The organism is Paraburkholderia sp., from assembly GCF_035948235.1.
Taxonomy (GTDB): domain Bacteria; phylum Pseudomonadota; class Gammaproteobacteria; order Burkholderiales; family Burkholderiaceae; genus Paraburkholderia.
Genome location: NZ_DASZJJ010000231.1, coordinates 1 through 17,862, shown reverse-complemented (window position 1 = coordinate 17,862; position 17,862 = coordinate 1). Strand labels below are relative to the sequence as shown.

Below are 17,862 nucleotides of genomic sequence, written 5' to 3'. Positions count from 1 at the left end.
GGGGATGGTGCATACGTTCTGATGTTTTAGCGCCGCCGCAGTAATGGTGTGTAAACATTCAAGCGGCGGCGTTCGGGTAAGCAGCAGGTCGCAGTACGCCTGGCGCTATGCAAGAATAAAAGGCGTTTTACGCTTCCATTTAAAAAGGGAGCAACCGGAGCAAGTCGCATGTGGGCCCGGCCAGCAGGTGCAGGTGCAGTGCTCCGGCGGAACTTCAATCGCAAAGGCGGCCGGCGCATGACCGGACGCCGAGGAGACTTCATGGCCCAGAGTGCGATAAGCAGCAAACCCTTGCGCAGAACGACCGGCGAAGCCCGGCTCACGGCTGTGCCCAAAGTTCGTTTGTATGTCGAGCGGCCAGAAGAGGAAAACTGGTTCGTTCATGTCGGCCATGTGACCGAACGCGGCCGTTGGCGCACCGCGCCGCATGCGCACCCTACGTATGGTCAGGTGATTTTCGTGCGCAGCGGACGCGGCGTCATGAATCTCGAAGGCAGCAGCGTGCCCTTCGAAGGCCCCTGCGCCCTGCTCCTGCCCACCGAGTGCATTCACGGCCTGGATTACGAACTCGACGTCGACCGCTGGGTCGTGACCGTTGACGTGTCCTATCTCACGCAGGTCAACGCCAAGCTGCACGAATTCATCGTGCTGTGGTCCGCACCGCGCATGATTCCGCTGGCCCAGGCGGCCGAAGCGGGACACGACCTCTATACGCTCATTCAGCGCCTGAAACAGGAAGTGGAATCGAGCGCCGTGGGCCATGTGCCCGGCGCCGAGGCCCTGCTCACGATGCTGCTGCTCACGCTCGTGCGCGAAGCGCATCTGGACCAGGCTGCCAACGACGGCACGCCGCGTCACGACGTGCGCCTCGTCGAGCGCTTTCGCAAGCTGATCGAAGAACACTACCGCAGCAATCTGCCCTTGCAGGAATACGCATCGATTCTGGCGGTTTCTCCGGTGCAACTGCGCGCTGCGTGCGCGTCGGCAGCCGATATGAGTCCGACCAAGATGATCCACGCGCGCATCATCACCGAGGCGAAACGCGAACTCATTTTCGGCGATATGTCCGTCGAACAGGTCGCATTCTGGCTAGGTTTTGCCGATGCCGCGTATTTCACGCGCTTTTTCCGCCGCGAAGTCGGCCAGGCGCCTAGCCAGTTCCGTATCGAGGCACGTCGATAACACATTGCCCTGATTGCCCCGAGGCGCGCCGTGACCTTCACGTAACACGGCGCGCTTTTCGTTTGTGGCCCGCAAGCAGTTGCGCCCCAGTACATTCCCTGGTCCACGCAAAAAGTCCCAGCGAACCTGGGATTTGTACAGGGACGGTCAATAGCCTGCCGCCTATGCTTGACTTCAGTTTATTCACGTGAATCGAAAATGGCGCAATCGTTCAAGCATCATGCCTCCCGCCTCGCGATCAACGGCGCACTCGTTGCGTGCGCATCGATTTATGGCGTAGCCTGCACCACGGCAATGTCCGCATCGTCTTCGGATGCTTCGGCGGAATTTGCCTATATCGGCACGCAGCAGAAGCAGATCAGCGCGCTGCGCCTGGACAAGGCGACGGGCAAACTCATGGCGCTAGGCACCGCCGCACAGGGACCGAACGCGACGTGGGTGGCTTCACACCCCGCATTGCCTGTGCTGTACGCAGTGGATGACGAACGCGACAAGGAAGGCAGCATCACCGCCTACGCCGTGAATCGCGGCACCGGCAAGCTCGAACGCATCAATGACGTGCTCACGGGCGGCCGCGGCACCACCTTCCTGCAATTCGATGCACCGTCGTCCACGCTGCTCGGCGCGAATTACAACAGCGGGTCGGTGTCGAGCGTCGCGGTTGGAGGCGACGGCAGCGTCGGCAAGCTCGAATCGACCATCGAGGAAAAAGGCTCCGGCCCGAGCCCGCGCCAAAAAAGCGCGCACGCGCATGGCGTGACGATCGATCCCTCGGGCCGCTATGCACTCGTGCCCGATCTGGGCGCCGATCGCGTCTTTATCTACCGCTTCGATCGCGACACCCATTCGCTCTCGCCGCGCGCCGCCGATGCGCAACACACCTTCGACTTGCCGCCGGGCAGCGGCCCACGCCGTATCCTGTTCAGCGCGAACGGCGAATACGCCTACGTGCTCACCGAAATGAGCGCCGAACTGATCGCCCTGCGCTGGGACCCCGCAACAGGCGCGCTGACCCAACTACAATCGACGCCGATCACCAGTGCCTCATTCAACGGCGTAAAAAGCGGTGCTGAAATGACATTTGGCCGCGACCGGCGCTTCCTCTACGTGGAGAATCGCGCGGAAAACGCCTTGATGGTCTATCGCGTGGACGCCGCAACGGGTCAGGTCTCGCTGGTCCAGCGCGTGGCTTCGGGTGGGGAGAAACCTTGGGGATTCGGCATCGATGCGTCGGGGCAATGGATGCTGGTCGCCAACCAGCATAGCGGCGACGTGCACCTGTTCCGCATCGACACGGCCACGGGCACGCTCGCAGATACGGGCCAGTCCGTCGCGGTACAAGACCCGACCAGCGTGGCCTTCGTGCAGTAAATGAAACCGTTCTCACCGCCTCTCGCGCGCGCATCGCATCCGTGGCGCGTGCTCGTGCTGCTTGCGCTCGGCCTGCTGATTTCCTTCGTGGATCGCACGAGCCTGTCTTCGGCGCTCGCCGATAAAAGCTTCATTCATCACTTCGGACTCACGAGCGTCGAGCGCGGCTGGCTCAATTCGGCAGTCTTCTGGTCCTATGGCGTGTTGCAGATGCCGATGGGCTGGCTTGTCGACCGCTACGGCGTGAAGCGTCCCTACGCGATCTGCTTCCTGCTCTGGTGCCTCGCCGCGGCAGCAACAGGACTCGTCACGACGCTTTCCGCGCTGATCGTGATGCGTCTGTTGATCGGTGCCGCCGAAGCGATCGTTGTTCCCGCAACCTATCGTTACCTCGCGAATCACTTCGAGGAAACGCAAAAAGGCACAGCGCTCGGCATCTTTTCGATTGGCGGGAAGATGGGCCCGGCGTTGGGCGCCCCCATCGCCGCCTGGATGATCGTGACGGCCTCATGGAAGGCGATGTTCATTGCGACTGGACTCGTCGGGCTGATCTGGCTGCTGCCGTGGCTGGCGATGGTGGAAGACGACTATCCTTCGCATGACGAACTGGTAGCTGCGAAGGAGCGCGCGGCGTCGGTGCCGCTTGGCAACCTGCTGGCGAGCCCAGTTGTGTGGGGCGGCCTCATTAACAACTTCTGCTATAGCTATTTCGCGTTCTACTGCATGACGTGGATGCCGGCGTACCTCGTCGAACAGCGCGGGCTGTCGCTGCAATCGTCGGGGCTGTATACGTTTTTCAGCTTCGCAGGCATTGCGATTGTGGCGGCCGTCGCCGGTTGGGCAGCGGATCGCATCATCGCGCGCGGGCGGGATGCGGTTGCGGTGCGCAAGGTATTTATCGTCGCAGGCTTTCTGGGCGGCACGACGGTTTTGCTCGGCGCCAATGCGCAATCGCCGGATATGGCGCTGTTCTGGAATGTGGTGTCGCTTTCGTTGCTGGGACTCGTCACCGCGAATAATCTCGCGCTGTGCAAACTGACGCTGATTCCCAAGCCCGCAGTGGGCCTGAACACGGGATTGCAGCAAGTGGCCACGAGTCTTGCAGGCGGTGTCTCGGCGAGTCTTTCCGGCTGGCTGCTACATGTTGGCGGCAGCTATACCCTGCCGATGACGGCGATTTTCGTGTTCCTGCTGATCGGCGCAGTTAGCACGCTGACGCTGATGCGGCGTGAGTGGGCGCCGCGTGTCAATGAACCTGCGGGCGATGGCAACGCGGTTGCGAGGCCCGGTTGCATCGATTGTGGCTAACCGCGTGCTATAAAGTGCGCTCAGGCGCCACTCGTATCACGCGATCCACCGATGAATTCAGACGATCTCGCCGTCTTCGCGCACGTCGCGAAAACAGGCAGCATTTCGCGCACGGCCATGGAGCTGGGCGCGAACCAGTCCACTGTCAGCCGCCGCATCGCCGTGCTCGAAGCAGAGCTGGGCGTGCGGCTTTTTCAACGCAGCGGACGCGGCGTCGGCCTCACCGAGCGCGGCGAGCAACTGCTCGTGTACGCACAGACGCTCGAACGCACGCTGGAGGAAGCGCGCGGCGCGATGCGCAGCGGCACCGAAAGCGGCCCCGCGCAACTGGCGATCGCCGCGCAGCCCACCATCGCGCGCATCATGTTCGGCGAACTCGGCCAGCGGCTACGGGCGCGTTATCCGCATACACGGGTGCGTTTCGTGGAAGGGCTGGCGAGCCAGATACTCGGGCGGCTCAACGACGGCGAAATCGATCTGGCGATCATGTACGTGCCCGAGCATCGCGGCACGACGCAATTCGATCCGCTGCTTGCGGAAGAACTCTGTCTGATTGCACCGGCGGACTTCGCGCTGCCTGATGGACCTATCGACGTGAATACGCTCGGCGGCCTGCCGCTTATCCTGCCCAGCACCCATCACGGGCTACGCGTGCTGGCTGAATCGCTCGCCGCACGCCACGGTTTTACACTGCAAATCGCGCTTGAATGCGATGGCTCGATTTCGCTGACCAAGCGTCTCGTGATGGCGCAATGCGGCTGCACATTGTTGCCCGCGGCCTCGGTGATCGAAGAAGTAGCGTCCGGCAGGCTGCGTTGCATGCCGCTTGCAAACGCAGCCGTGGTGAGAGACGTGGCGATTGCGTGGCCGCTCAATCGCGTCATGCCCGATGGCGTGTGGCGAGTCGCGCAGATGATCCGCGAACTCGCCGCCGGGCTGGTTGAAACGGGCGACTGGCCCGGGGCGACACTGCCCGCCCCGCAAACCTGATCGCCCGGCCAAACTTCAATTGCGGCTGAACTCGCCGTCGCTCAAACGCCAGATCGCCATCGGATTGTCGTGCTTGAGCGGGTCGGGCAGTAGCGCATCAGGCACCGCCTGATAGCAGACGGGCCGCAGGAAGCGATCGATCGCGGCCGTGCCCACCGAGGTCGTGCGCGTATCCGACGTCGCCGGGAACGGGCCGCCGTGCACCATCGCGTGACTGACTTCCACGCCGGTCGGAAAGCCGTTGAACAGCACACGGCCCGCCTTGCGCTCGAGTATCGGCAGGAGTGCTTGCGCCTGGGCGTAATCGGCTTCGTCGAGTTGCACGGTCGCCGTCAACTGGCCGCTCATGCGGCGCAAAACAGCCTGCAATTCGTCTAAGTCGCGGCACGCTACGATCAGCGAGCAGGGGCCGAACACTTCCTCGTGCATCGCTGCATCGGCAAGAAATGCGCTGCCTTGCGTGCGCAGCAGCACCGGCACAGCATCGTGCGGCCCGCGCGCTTGAGCACCGCGCGCGAGCGTCGTAACGCCATTGAGTTCGGCCAGATGCGCAACGCCCCGGCAATACGCCGCGTGAATGTTCGGCGTGAGCATCGTCGCAGCGGCTTTCGTCGTGATCGCCTGCGCCGCCGTCGCGCAGAACGCGTCGAGCGCCTCGCCCGCGAGTGCGAGCACGATGCCGGGGTTGGTGCAGAACTGCCCCACGCCCATCACGACGGAATCGGCGTAATCGCGTGCAATCTGCTCGCCGCGCGCCGCCAGCGCATGCGGCAACACCACCACCGGATTGATGCTGCTCATTTCCGCGTAGACGGGGATCGGCTCCGCGCGCGCCTGGGCGATGCGCTGCAGCGCAAGGCCGCCCTGACGCGAGCCCGTAAAGCCCACTGCCTGGATCTCGGGATGCGCGACCAGGGTTTCGCCAATCCACGTCCCGTCGCCGATCACCAGCGAGAACACGCCGGCGGGCATCTGCGTTTCGCGTGCCGCGTGAGCGATTGCGCGCGCAACGAGTTCCGATGTGCCCAGATGCGCGGGATGCGCCTTCGCCACCACAGGACACCCCGCCGCTAGCGCGGCAGCCGTATCGCCGCCCGCCACCGAAAACGCCAGCGGAAAGTTGCTCGCGCCGAACACCGCCACCGGACCGAGGCCAATGCGGCGCATGCGCAGATCCGGGCGCGGCAGCGGCATGCGCTGCGGTTGCGCCGTATCGACGACCGCGCCATGCCAACGGCCGTCGCGTACCACGCTCGCAAAGAGTTTCAACTGGTTGACGGTACGCATGCGCTCGCCCTCCAGGCGCGCAATGGGCAGCGCGGTTTCCAGGTGCGCGCGCTCGATCAGCGCCGGGCCGAGATCGAGAATCGCCTGAGCGATTGCCTCAAGAAACGCCGCGCGCCGCGCGTCCGGCAACTGCCGATAGGCATCGAACGCTGCACCCGCGAGTGCGCACGCACGGTCCACCAGTGCAGGTGTTGCACAGCCGAAAGCCGGCTCGAGCGCTTCGCCGGTGGCGGCCGCGAGCGCGCGCAGCGTGCCGCCCGCGCCCTTGACGGACTCGCCGCCGATAATCATGTCGCCTCGCGGCTCGAATGAGACCTGGGTTTGCATAGTGACGGCTCCTTAGCTGGCCAGACGGTTGGCGGGCGTGATCTGCAGCGGATCGGTGCGCAACTCGATCAGCGCAGCAACGCCTGCGCGTTGCGCGCGCTCGAATGCCGCCGCGAAGTCCTCAGTGCGCTCGACGCGTTCCGCGTGCGCGCCGAATGCGCGCGCCATCGCCACGAAGTCGGGATTGACGAATTGCGTCGCCGAGACGCGACCCGGATACTCGCGCTCCTGGTGCATGCGGATCGTGCCCAGCATGTTGTTATTGACGAGGATGACGATGAGCGGCGCGCCAAATTGCACGGCCGTCGCCAGTTCCTGCGGATACATCATGAAGCAGCCATCGCCAGCGAAGCACACAACCGATTGCTTCGGATTCCTGAGGCTCGCGGCAATTGCCGCCGGAAAACCGTAGCCCATTGCACCGTTGGTCGGCGCAAGTTCCGTGGCCATGCGGCGATAGCGATAGAAACGATGCACCCAGACCGTGTAATTGCCTGCGCCATTCGCGATCACCGCATCTTCCGGCAGCACTTCGCTCAGATGCGAGACCACCTGAGCGAGGTCCACACCGCGGATTTCCGTCGATGGTGCGGGCGGCGTGGAATGCGCCACATAATCGGCGCGCGCCGATTCCGTCCAGGCATGCCAGCGCGCTTGCGTTTGCGCGGCGATGGGCGCCACGCCGTCGAGCGCACGCGCAAACGCCGCGAGCGACGCCTGAATCGGCAATCGCGCCTGATAGACGCGGCCCAGTTCTTCGGCGTCCGGATGCACGTGAACCATGGTTTGCTTCGGTTGTGGGCTTGCGAACAGCGTGTAGCCCGACGATGTCGTCTCCGCCAGACGCGAGCCGATCACGATCAGCAGATCGGCATCGCTTGCGCGCTGTGCGAGCTTTGGCGACACACCCAGACCCAGCTGGCCAACGTAATGCGCGTCGCGATTGTCGAACAGATCCTGGCGGCGAAACGAAGCGGCTACCGGCAGGTTGTTTGCGGTTACGAAACGCTTGAGCGAAGCACAGGCCGCGTCGTCCCAGCCGGTGCCGCCGACGATCACGAGCGGGCGCTCAGCGCCGTCCAGCAGCGCGCGCAACGCGTCGAGCGACTGCGCCTCAGGAGCCGCCTGCGCAACGCGTACCGCGGGCGCATCGGCCACCATGGCCGCGCCGAACAGCACGTCTTCCGGCAAAGCGATCACCACCGGCCCAGGACGGCCCGACATCGCCACGCTGAAGGCTCGCGCAATGACTTCCGGAATGCGCTCCACGCTTTCGATCTGCGTGACCCATTTGGCGATGCCGCCGAACATCTGGCGATAGTCGACTTCCTGAAACGCGCCACGGCCGAGAAAACCCTGCTCGACCTGGCCGATGAAAAGAATCATCGGCGTGGCGTCTTCGCTTGCGGTATGCACGCCGTTGCTCGCATGCGTGGCGCCCGGCCCGCGCGTGACAAAGCAGATGCCGGGGCGGCCCGTGAGCTTGCCGTAGGCATCGGCCATATTCGACGCTGCACCTTCGTGGCGCGTCGTGATGGTGCGCACGCTCTGCGTGTCGTGCAGCGCGTCGAGCACCGGCAGATAGCTTTCGCCCGGCACACAATAGACGGTATCGACGCCATTGCCCACCAGCGCATCGACGAGAATACGCCCGCCATTACGCGAGTTTGAGTTTGCGGATTCAGACATAGACGACTCCTTGTGACAGATCGCGGCGCTTTTTGGCGGCGCTGCGGGATGCGGAAATTATGGGTCGCGCACACGCGTCTGGCCGCGCATGGCACGCATAGCAGCTATGCGCTGTATGCGTGCCGTGCACGACGAGAACAACCACGGGAATAAAAAAACGCCGCGCTGATCAGCACGGCGTTTGAAATCGAATCCCGTTTGAACCTGCTATTACGGGCTATTGCGGATTGGGCACATACATCGGCATCGCTTCTTCCCAGAGCGTATCGGTGATCGCGTGCTGGTCGCTGCCATCCGCATTCATGACCCAGTTCTGCCCGTCGGGCTGGAAGCTGTTGTCGTAGAGCGCGAGTTCGTCGCGGAAGCCATACTCGCCCGAGCAATACGCAATGCGGCCATCGTAAGTCCACACGGCATGGCCCTGATTCGAGCCCGGCGTCGTGAGGCGGCGCACATCGCTGCCGTCCGGCTTGATGGTGTACACGTCGTAGTGGAACTTGTTCGGGTCGGTCGGATTCACTTCCTTGCGCGTGAACACGATCTTCGTGCCGTCCGGCGACCAGCCCGGCAGATTGTCTTCGCCCGTCGTCAGCTCCGTGGTCTTGCGCGTTTCCAGATCGAGAATACGCAGGCCCTTTTCCTTTTCACTCCACACGCGATACACAATCTTCGTGCCGTCTGGCGAATAGCTCGGGAAACCCGCGTTGACCGAACCGTCCGTGAGCGCTTCCGCATGGCTGTCCATGCTGCCGTCGGTCTTGATGCGCATGATCTTGCCGGGTCCGCCCGCACGCGTGAAGAACCAGCTACCCACGCCAAACGCCACCCACTTGCGATCGGGCGACCAGGTCGGCTGGAACGCGCCCGCGAGACCCTTCTGGATCAGACTCGGATCGAGGCCGCTCTTCGACGCGTCGTACACGCGGTCATAACCGGAGAGATCGGCGTTCACCACCGCGATCGACGAATTGATCGCCTTCTCCGTGTAGACCAGTTGCTTGCGGTCGGCGGAGAGTTGCGGGAATACGTCGATATAGGTGTATTTCCAGCGCGGATCGAAGCTGAACAGCGGCGTGCCGTTTGCGCGCGCGGGACGGAACGAGACCTTCTCGTAGACCATCTTCTTGCCGTCATACGAGTAGTGCGGCGAACGGATGCCGGTGTTGCGCGTCGCGCGATCGACGCCTGCCGTCGTGTAAAGGCCTTCCGTATCGCCGCCCTTGACGTGGTACGCCACCGTCGTCTCGCTCAGGTATTGCGGAAACACCTTGAAACCGGGCGTCGATGTGAGTTCGCTGCGTTCGTGCGTGGCCAGATCGACGGCAACGATCTGCGAGCTGACGTTGTTGATCCCTTCGGGACGATGCGCGCCCCACGTAGATTCAACGGGCGTTTCATAGAACGCCACGCGCTTGCCGTCGGGCGACCATGTGGGCGAGCCTTCATCGTAACCGGCGCGCGTGGCAACCTGATGCCAGCCCGAACCGTCCGGGCGGATCGCATAGATGCTGCTTTCCTGCGTGCGCTCCCAGCCTACCGGCAGGTTGTGGCCGCGCCAGTCGCTGCCGATATCCGAAGACAACGCAATCCACTTGCCATCCGGCGACCACGAAGGCCGGAAGAAACTATGCGGCTTCGACGGATCGAACTTGATGTTGCCCGTCACATTCTTCAATGCGCCCGTGGCGATGTTCAGCGTCCAGATGTTGGTGGTGCCGAAATCGTGCGCGCCGCGTCGCGACGAAACAAACGCAATCACATTGGGATTGACGGGTGAAAACGCAGCCGCATCATCCACCGCGATATGGTCCGTAAGTTTCTGCAGATGCGAACCGTCCACCTTCACGCGATAAAGATCCGATTCGCCAAGACCCGCACGCTCCGACGTGAACACAATCCACTGGCCGTCCCTGGAGAAAGACGCGTGATAGTCGAAGCCCTCGCTTGCGAGCAACTTGTGTTCGTCCGAGCCATCGGCATTGGCGATATACAGATCCGATGTGACAGGGCCGAGTCGATTGAGCAGCAACGTGCCTTCGGTGGCCGCCAGCGCCTGAGTCGAGAGCAGGACGCCATTCCCCGCGAGCGCCGCGCAAGCAGCGATATGCCTGAATTTAAGCTTGAATTGCACTGCAAATGCCTCCTGTATTTATCGGTGGCCGCTTGTCTTCGGGGTGTCACGGTATTGCCTTGACAGGGCAATCCGTCCTTCTTCCGGGAGCTTCTACACCGGACGAAGGCCGCGGCTTCGATGGTAAGACTAGCGAATCCAGTGCCGCGTGTCCCTGAACAAAACAAACTTTCACTGGGACTTTTTGCCGACGGCGTCACACCCGAGCCACGCCTGGCATAGAGACCAACCCGAATCACCTGCAATTTATGAACAAAAGTGCCAGCGAATCGGCCTTTTGTATAAGTGCTTGCGCGCGGCCTTGACCTACCATCGTCGGCAGCCGGAGACATCGGCACTCCATCTCCCCGATGGATCGATAACGTGGTCAATAGAATACGTATAAGGCCGGAGACAATGAAGACGACACGAAGCGCCATGCGCACGCCAACGATTCGCAAGTCATTGATTGGCATTGCGATGTTTTTCTGCTTAGCCGAACTCGCTCACGCGGAGGTCTACACCGCACCGAACGGGTCCGCACCACCCCAAACCGAGGACAACAAACCCAACGGCGCAGCACCGAAGCCGAACGCGATTCAGGCCGACGACGGCGCGCCGCCGCTGGTCTGGAACGACACCTACATCGGCTATCGCTATGGCAGCAATTTCCACTATCCCGGTGTGAAGGACAAGGTCGCGCAGAACATCGGCTACCTGACAACGATCGGCGGCTTCCGCTTCGGTAGCTATGCCTTCAACGTGGATTATCTGGTCTCGAACTCGGCGAACCCTGAAGCGGGCGGTCCGTCTTCCGGCGGTGCCCAGGAAGTCTATAGCGTGGGGCGCGTCGAGTTTAGCGCGGGCAAAATCCTCGGACATTCGGTGGGCTACGGTATCGTGCGCGATCTCGGCGCGACCATCGGCTACGAGTTCGGCGTGAAAAACGATGCCTACGCAGAGCGCGCGCGTATGCTCGTGTTCGGCCCGACGGTCGAATTCGCCATTCCGCACGGCTTTGCCAACCTGACGGTCGGCGGGCGCACGGAAAGCAATCACAACGGCATTACCGGCGTGGATGTGCACTTTCACACGGCGTGGCACATCGAAAGCTCGTGGCTCGTGCCGTTCCGGATCGCACGCTTGCCGCTCGAGTTTCGCGGCTTCGCGAGCGTGACCGGACCGAAGGGCAAGGACGGCTTCTACACCGAAACCACCACGGAATTCCTCACGCGCATTTCGCTGCTGGCCGATGTGGGATCGTTTGCCGGCCATCCGCGCACGGCGTATGTGGGCGTGGGTTACGAGTACTGGAAGAACATGTATGGCACGCCGTCGAGCGAGACAGTGAGCACGAAGACGTCCGCGCCGATGGTGATGGCGGAATTCCACTTCTGATTGGTGTGTGAGCAAAACACGGCAGCCAGTTTCGTGGCCGCCGTGTTCCGTGCCGTTCAGCAGGGGTTAAACGAGGACCTCGCACGCGCCAGCATGCTGGCGCTCATGCGCTAACAGCGCACGCACGATTTGCGCCACGTCGGCTTCGGGCAGATTGCTCTGCGCCAGATTCATCAGCCGGCGCCGCAACAACCCGCTCAACGCGGCATGAATCACGCGCGCACTTTTCTGCGCATCCAGATTTGCGGGCAGGCAGGAGCGCGATATCGCACGACGCAAGCACGCTTCGATGCGCAGTTCGGCATTGCGGCTTGCCGAGAGCACACGCTCGAAAAATGGCGCGGCTTCCAGCGCGCTTTCGCACAGGTTGAATAGCAGTGCATAGAGACGCGCCGTTCTCGGCACCTCCGTGGCTTCGCGCCAGCAGCGTTTGATTTCCTCTACGAGTTCCTCAACGGGCTGCTCCCGGCACACACTGAGGTTCACCGCAAATGGATCGAGCGGTCGGCCCGCGGCCTGGAATATGGCATCGAGCAGGCCCAGTTTGTTTTCGAAGTGCCCGTAAAGCGCCCCACGCGTCACGCCCGAGCGGCGCGCGATTTCATCGAGCGTCGCACCCGCAAGACCTTTTTCATAAAACACGCATTCGGCGGCCTCAAGCAACGTCGCCCGAGTGGCCAATGCCTGTTCGCGAGTTCGCTTCACTTTCTCTTTCCCGGATTGCTTTCCCATTTCGAGCCTTGGGTGCATCATGCGCACAAGGCCAGCCAGTCAAACGTTACGCTACGGCGTTATCCGACATGCGGATCCGACGTCGCAGCGGCTCCAACACCCGGCGCGGTCCATCCGCCGCCCAGCGCACGATAGAGTTCTACCGTATTGCTCATGCGCGAAAGCCGGATCTTGATGAGATTCTGCTGTGCGTCGTAAAGCGAACGCTGATTCACCAGCACCTGCAGATAAGCATCCACGCCCTGCCTGTAGCGCTCGTCGGACAGGTCGTAAGCCGACTGACTCGCCTGCACGAGTTGCCGCTGGGCGCTCTCCTCCTGCGCCCACGTGGTGCGCCCGTCGAGCGCATCCGATACCTCGCGAAACGCGGTCTGAATGGTCTTCTGATAGGTCGCTACGGCGATATCGCGATTGACCCTGGCCACCGCGAGATTCGCGCTATTGCGGCCGTAGTCGAAGATCGGCACCGTAATCGACGGACCAAACGACCAGGCCGCGCTGCCCGGATCGAACAGATCGCGCAGCGTCGCACTTGTGGTGCCCCCACCCGCCGTCAAAGCAATACGCGGAAAAAATGCCGCGCGCGCCGCGCCAATGTTCGCGTTCTGCGCAAGCAGTTGATGCTCGGCTGCCATGATGTCGGGACGGCGTGTCAGCAGATCGGATGGCAGCCCCGTGGGCAGCGCTTCGTCAAGCGAGACTTTCGCGAGCGTTTCCGGCGCGACCAGATCGGCGCCTGGCGGCGCACCAGCCAATAACGTCAGCGCGTTGACATCCTGCCGCACCTGGCGCTCGTATTGCGCGAGATTGACTTCGGCCGTATGCACAGAAGTTTGTGCCTCCCGCAAATCGAGCAGCGACGCCGTGCCATTGCGAAAGCCCGACTCCGTGATCTTCAGCGAGGCCTGCTGGTTCGCGAGCGTATTAGCGGTAAGGGTCCTGAGATCCTGATCCGCCTGCAACGTGAGCCACGCGTTCGCGACCTCGGCGATCAGGCTGATCTGTGCCGCCTTGCGTGTTTCGGCCGTGGCCAGATAACTCTGCAACGCCTGTGCGGACAGACTGCGTATGCGGCCAAACAGATCCAGTTCATAGGACGCCACGCCACCGACGCTATAGCTGCGCGTCACGCCCGCTTGCCCTGTTGTCGAGACATCGGCGGGCAAACGCTCAAGCGCCCCACTCGCACTGCCCGAAAGCGTGGGCAGCAGGTCGGCGCGCTGGATACGATATTGCGCACGCGCCGATTCGATATTCAGTATCGCCACGCGAAGATCGCGATTGTTCTCCAGCGCCATTGCGACGATCTTCTGCAGACGCGCATCGGTGTAGTAGCCGCGCCAGTCGACATCGGCGGCCAGCGGGCTGTGCTGATCTGCAGGCGCCAATACATCGTACTGCGATGCAATTGCCGGATCGGGTCGTTGATATTCTGGAATCATCGTGCAGCCCGCCGCCACCGCAAACGCGAGCGCAGGCACGACTGTGATTTTCAGGGTCTTCATGCTTCTACCTCTTCCGTCTGTTCGACTTGCCCACGCCTGCGGCGTGCAACGAAGCCCGTGACCAGTACATAGAACATGGGCACAAAGAAGATCGCGAGGAACGTTGCGGTCATCATCCCGCCCACCACGCCGGTGCCCACCGAATGCTGACTGCCGGAGCCCGCGCCGTGCGAAATCGCCAGCGGCAGTACGCCCAACACAAACGCCATCGAAGTCATGATGATCGGTCGCAGGCGCAGACGCGCGGCCTGTACGGCAGCCTGCGCGAGCGGTATGCCTTCACGCTCGTACAGATCCTTGGCGAACTCGACGATCAGAATGGCGTTCTTCGCCGACAAGCCCACCGTAGTGAGCAGGCCCACCTGGAAGAACACATCGTTCGTGAGGCCGCGCGCAAGCGTCGCCACCACGGCGCCGATCACGCCAAGCGGCACCACCATCAGCACCGAAAACGGCACGGACCAACTTTCATACAAGGCCGCGAGACAAAGGAACACGATCAGGATCGACAATGCGTAGAGCGCAGGCGCCTGCGAGCCCGACAACTGTTCTTCATACGAGAGGCCCGTCACGGCCACGCTGTATCCCTGCGGCAATTGCGCCGCGATCTTGCGCACCTCTTCCATCGCTTCGCCCGAGCTATGGCCTTCCGCTGGCTGCCCTTGCAATTCGACCGCCGAAATGCCATTGAAACGCTCAAGCTTCGGCGAGCCGAACTCCCAGTGGCTGCTCGCCATCGCCGAAAACGGCACCATCTGGTTAGCACCATTGCGCAGATACCATCGGTTCAAATCTTCGGGGCTCATGCGCGAGGCAGGATTGCCCTGGATGTAGACCTTCTTGACGCGGCCACGATCGACGAAGTCGTTCACATATTCCGAACCCCAGGCGGCCGTCATGGTGTCGTTGATATCCGCGACGCTCACGTTGAGTGCGCGCGCCTTTTCATCATCGATATCAACGTGAAATTGCGGTTCATCATCCATGCCGTTCGGGCGCACGTTCACGAGCAGCGGGTCTCGACGCGCGAGGCTCAAGAACTGGTCGCGCGCCGCCATCAACGCGGCATGGCCTTCGCCGGTGTTGTCCTGCAGATAGATGTCGAAGCCTTGCGCATTGCCGAGTTCGAGCACAGCAGGCGGCACGATGGGAATCACTACGCCGTCCTTGATCTTCGAGAAAGCCACGCGCGCGCGCTGTGCCAGATCGAAGACGCTTGAACTGGCACCCGTGCGTTCTTCCCACGGCTTGAGGCCGACGAACGCGAGTGCCGAGTTCTGACCACGCCCCGCGAAGTTAAAGCCATTCACGGTAAAAACGCTTTCAACCACACCCGCTTCATCCTTGAGCAGGTCATTGCGCACCTGGGTCAGCACATCTTCGGTACGCTCGGCCGAGGCGTTACCGGGCATCTGCACCTGCACGAACATCAGGCTCTGATCCTCGTCGGGGAGAAAGGCCGTCGGGATGCGCGTGAAGAGCGCGCCCATGCTCGCGACAATCACGCCGTAGATCAGAAGATAGCGACCCTTCTTGCGCACAATCGATGCGACGGCGCTCTCATAGCGCGCGGCACCACGATCGAAGCTGCGATTGAACCAGCCAAAAAAGCCCCGCTTTTCGTGATGATCGGCGTGACCGGGCTTGAGAATGGTCGCGCACAACGCGGGCGTGAAGACCAGCGCGACCAGCACAGAGAGCGCCATCGCCGAAACAATCGTGATCGAGAACTGACGATAGATCACACCGGTCGAGCCGCCAAAAAACGCCATCGGTAGAAACACGGCGGAAAGCACCAAAGCGATGCCGACCAGTGCGCCCTGGATCTGGCCCATCGACTTCTTCGTGGCTTCCTTCGCGCTCAACCCCTCTTCGCTCATCACGCGCTCGACGTTCTCGACCACGACGATCGCATCGTCCACCAGCAAGCCGATGGCGAGCACCATGCCGAACATCGTGAGCGTATTGATCGTGAATCCGCACGCCGAAAGCACACCGAAGGTGCCTAACAGCACCACCGGCACGGCTAGCGTAGGAATCAGCGTCGCGCGGATGTTCTGCAAAAACAGGTACATCACGAGAAACACCAGCACAATGCCTTCGAACAGCGTCTTCACCACTTCGTGAATCGATGCGTGGACAACCGGTGATGTGTCATACGGAATGACGATCTTCACGCCGGGCGGCAACAGCGGCGCTTTCTCCTTGAGCAGCTTCTTGACGGCCTCGACGGTCTCCAGCAGATTCGCGCCCGTGGCCAGCCGCAGCGCGAGACCCGCAGACGGTTTGCCGTTATACAGGCTGGAAATCGAGTAGTTTTCCGGCCCGAGGCTCACGTTCGCGACATCGCCCAGACGCACCTGCGAGCCATCCGTGTTGACCTTAATAAGGATCTTGCGGAATTCGTCGGCGCTACGCAGGCGCACCTTACCGATCACGGTGGCGCTCAACTGCACGCCTGCGCGTGCCGGTAAACCGCCAAGTTGCCCCGACGACACCTGCACGTTCTGCGACTGGATCGCCGCCGTCACGTCTTGCGGCGTCAGCGAATAGCTGTCGAGTTTCGCGGGATCGAGCCAGATACGCATCGCGTACTGCGAGCCCATCAGCAGATAATCGCCCACGCCCTTGGTGCGCAGAATCGGATCCTGCAGATTGGAAGCGAGGAAGTTGCCGAGGTCGCCGACCGACATCTTGCCGTCTTCGGAAACCAGCGCTACGACCATCATGAAATTGAGCTGGTATTTCACGACGCGGATGCCCTGTTGCTGCACTTCCTGCGGCAGCAAGGGCGTCGCGAGTGACAGCTTGTTCTGCACCTGCACCTGAGCGATATCCGGGTTAGTGCCCTGATCGAAGGTCGCGATGATAGTCATGCTGCCGTCGGCGTTACTTTCCGACGACATGTAGCGCAAACCGTCCAGCCCGTTGAGCTGCTGCTCGATGGGCTGCACCACGGTGTCCTGCACGGTCTGAGCAGACGCGCCCGGATAGGTCACCGTGATCGACACGGCGGGCGCGGCGATATTTGGATACTGATTGATCGGCAGCCCGCGAATCGCGAGGTAGCCCGCCAGCATGATGATGATGGCGATAACCCACGCGAACACGGGACGCCTGATAAAGAACTGGGACATGTCCGCTCCGCCTAGCTGCCGTTTGCCTGCGCCGCCGCAGCCGTGTCTGCACCCAGATCGACGTGCACGTTCGACGCGGGCTTCGCGACGACCTTGATGCCGGGCGCAAGGCGCTGCACGCCCTCGGTCACGACGCGATCGCCCGCCTGCAAGCCTCGATTCACGAGCCAGGTGTTGCCGATCGTGCGGTCCACCGCGATCTGCTTCTGCTGCACGGTGTTATCGGCATTCACCACCCACACCACCGGCTTGCCGGTCGTATCGCGCGACACGCCCTGCTGCGGCACGAGGATGGCGGCATTACGCACGCCCTCGTCCAGCGAGGCGCGCACGAACATGCCAGGCAGCAGGTCATGTTCGGGGTTCGGGAATTCGGCTCGCACGGTGACTGAACCCGTGCCTTCATCGACCGTCACTTCGGAGAATTTGAGTGCCCCCGAGCGTGCGTAGGCCGTGCCGTCCTCCAACGCTAGCCCGACGCTTGCATCGCCTGTGCCGGTCGTATGCAACTGGCCACTTTTGAGTTCGCGGCGCAAGCGCAGCAGCTCGGTGGACGATTGCGTGACGTCCACGTAGATCGGATCGAGTTGGGTAATCACAGCCAGCGCCTGCGCCTGGCCACTCGTGACCAGCGCACCCTCCGTGATGGTCGAGCGGCCGATGCGCCCAGAAATCGGCGCATAGACACGCGTGTAATCCAGATTGACCTTTGCCGTTTCCACATCGGCCTGCGCCTGTCGGTACGAGGACATCGCGTCATCGTATTGCTGACGGCTCACCGCGTTGTCGGCCACGAGTTTCGCGTCGCGCTGGGCCAGATTCTGCG

General features: G+C 62.3%; 12 protein-coding genes. 5 read left to right on the top strand and 7 right to left on the bottom strand.

Annotated elements, in window-relative coordinates; all coding sequences use genetic code 11:
- Window positions 1-291: 291 nt before the first annotated feature.
- The 4 genes from VG320_RS20305 (at window position 292) to VG320_RS20290 (ending at window position 4,851) form a co-directional block, all read left to right on the top strand.
- Complete coding sequence (locus VG320_RS20305) at window positions 292-1,182, top strand: helix-turn-helix domain-containing protein (RefSeq protein WP_327201866.1); 891 nt, start codon at window positions 292-294, stop codon at window positions 1,180-1,182.
- 294 nt (window positions 1,183-1,476) lie between these two features.
- Window positions 1,477-2,553 (top strand): lactonase family protein, encoded by a 1,077-nt coding sequence (locus VG320_RS20300; RefSeq protein WP_327201865.1) that lies wholly within the window; start codon window positions 1,477-1,479, stop codon window positions 2,551-2,553.
- Complete coding sequence (locus VG320_RS20295; RefSeq protein ID WP_327201864.1) at window positions 2,554-3,861, top strand: MFS transporter; 1,308 nt, start codon at window positions 2,554-2,556, stop codon at window positions 3,859-3,861.
- Between the two features lie 51 nt (window positions 3,862-3,912).
- Window positions 3,913-4,851: a LysR family transcriptional regulator gene (locus VG320_RS20290; RefSeq protein ID WP_327201863.1), complete on the top strand. Its 939-nt coding sequence runs from the start codon at window positions 3,913-3,915 to the stop codon at window positions 4,849-4,851.
- Between the two features lie 15 nt (window positions 4,852-4,866).
- Here VG320_RS20290 and VG320_RS20285 read toward each other — a convergent pair whose 3' ends face one another.
- From VG320_RS20285 to VG320_RS20275, 3 genes are all read right to left on the bottom strand, one after another.
- The gene (locus VG320_RS20285; protein ID WP_327201862.1) at window positions 4,867-6,465 is read right to left on the bottom strand and encodes an aldehyde dehydrogenase (NADP(+)); all 1,599 of its coding nucleotides are present in this window, start codon (window positions 6,463-6,465) and stop codon (window positions 4,867-4,869) included.
- Window positions 6,466-6,477: 12 nt separating this feature from the next.
- Window positions 6,478-8,154, bottom strand: a complete 1,677-nt coding sequence (locus VG320_RS20280) for a thiamine pyrophosphate-binding protein (RefSeq protein ID WP_327201861.1) — start codon at window positions 8,152-8,154, stop codon at window positions 6,478-6,480.
- A 217-nt stretch (window positions 8,155-8,371) separates the two neighbouring features.
- Window positions 8,372-10,285 (bottom strand): hypothetical protein, encoded by a 1,914-nt coding sequence (locus VG320_RS20275; RefSeq protein ID WP_327201860.1) that lies wholly within the window; start codon window positions 10,283-10,285, stop codon window positions 8,372-8,374.
- A 396-nt stretch (window positions 10,286-10,681) separates the two neighbouring features.
- Between VG320_RS20275 and VG320_RS20270 the strand changes: the two genes are divergently transcribed.
- Complete coding sequence (locus VG320_RS20270; protein WP_327201859.1) at window positions 10,682-11,662, top strand: hypothetical protein; 981 nt, start codon at window positions 10,682-10,684, stop codon at window positions 11,660-11,662.
- Between the two features lie 66 nt (window positions 11,663-11,728).
- Here VG320_RS20270 and VG320_RS20265 read toward each other — a convergent pair whose 3' ends face one another.
- The 4 genes from VG320_RS20265 to VG320_RS20250 all read right to left on the bottom strand — a co-directional run.
- Window positions 11,729-12,367 carry a TetR family transcriptional regulator gene (locus tag VG320_RS20265; RefSeq protein WP_327201858.1) on the bottom strand — a complete coding sequence of 213 codons (639 nt, stop codon included), beginning with the start codon at window positions 12,365-12,367 and terminating at the stop codon, window positions 11,729-11,731.
- A gap of 86 nt (window positions 12,368-12,453) precedes the next feature.
- Window positions 12,454-13,899: an efflux transporter outer membrane subunit gene (locus VG320_RS20260; protein ID WP_327201857.1), complete on the bottom strand. Its 1,446-nt coding sequence runs from the start codon at window positions 13,897-13,899 to the stop codon at window positions 12,454-12,456.
- Complete coding sequence (locus VG320_RS20255) at window positions 13,896-17,036, bottom strand: efflux RND transporter permease subunit (RefSeq protein ID WP_327201856.1); 3,141 nt, start codon at window positions 17,034-17,036, stop codon at window positions 13,896-13,898. Before VG320_RS20255 ends, VG320_RS20260 begins: the two co-directional genes overlap by 4 nt.
- An 11-nt stretch (window positions 17,037-17,047) precedes the next feature.
- On the bottom strand, window positions 17,048-17,862 hold an 815-nt coding region (locus VG320_RS20250), incomplete at its 5' end, for an efflux RND transporter periplasmic adaptor subunit (RefSeq protein ID WP_327201855.1).

Bases quoted from the DNA above. Each gene is read 5' to 3' on its own strand.
- VG320_RS20260 (WP_327201857.1), bottom strand. From the start codon at position 13,899: ATGAAGACCCTGAAAATCACAGTCGTGCCTGCGCTCGCGTTTGCGGTG.
- VG320_RS20300 (WP_327201865.1), top strand. From the start codon at position 1,477: ATGTCCGCATCGTCTTCGGATGCTTCGGCGGAATTTGCCTATATCGGC.
- VG320_RS20270 (WP_327201859.1), top strand. From the start codon at position 10,682: ATGAAGACGACACGAAGCGCCATGCGCACGCCAACGATTCGCAAGTCA.
- VG320_RS20295 (WP_327201864.1), top strand. From the start codon at position 2,554: ATGAAACCGTTCTCACCGCCTCTCGCGCGCGCATCGCATCCGTGGCGC.
- VG320_RS20285 (WP_327201862.1), bottom strand. From the start codon at position 6,465: ATGCAAACCCAGGTCTCATTCGAGCCGCGAGGCGACATGATTATCGGC.
- VG320_RS20280 (WP_327201861.1), bottom strand. From the start codon at position 8,154: ATGTCTGAATCCGCAAACTCAAACTCGCGTAATGGCGGGCGTATTCTC.
- VG320_RS20255 (WP_327201856.1), bottom strand. From the start codon at position 17,036: ATGTCCCAGTTCTTTATCAGGCGTCCCGTGTTCGCGTGGGTTATCGCC.
- VG320_RS20290 (WP_327201863.1), top strand. From the start codon at position 3,913: ATGAATTCAGACGATCTCGCCGTCTTCGCGCACGTCGCGAAAACAGGC.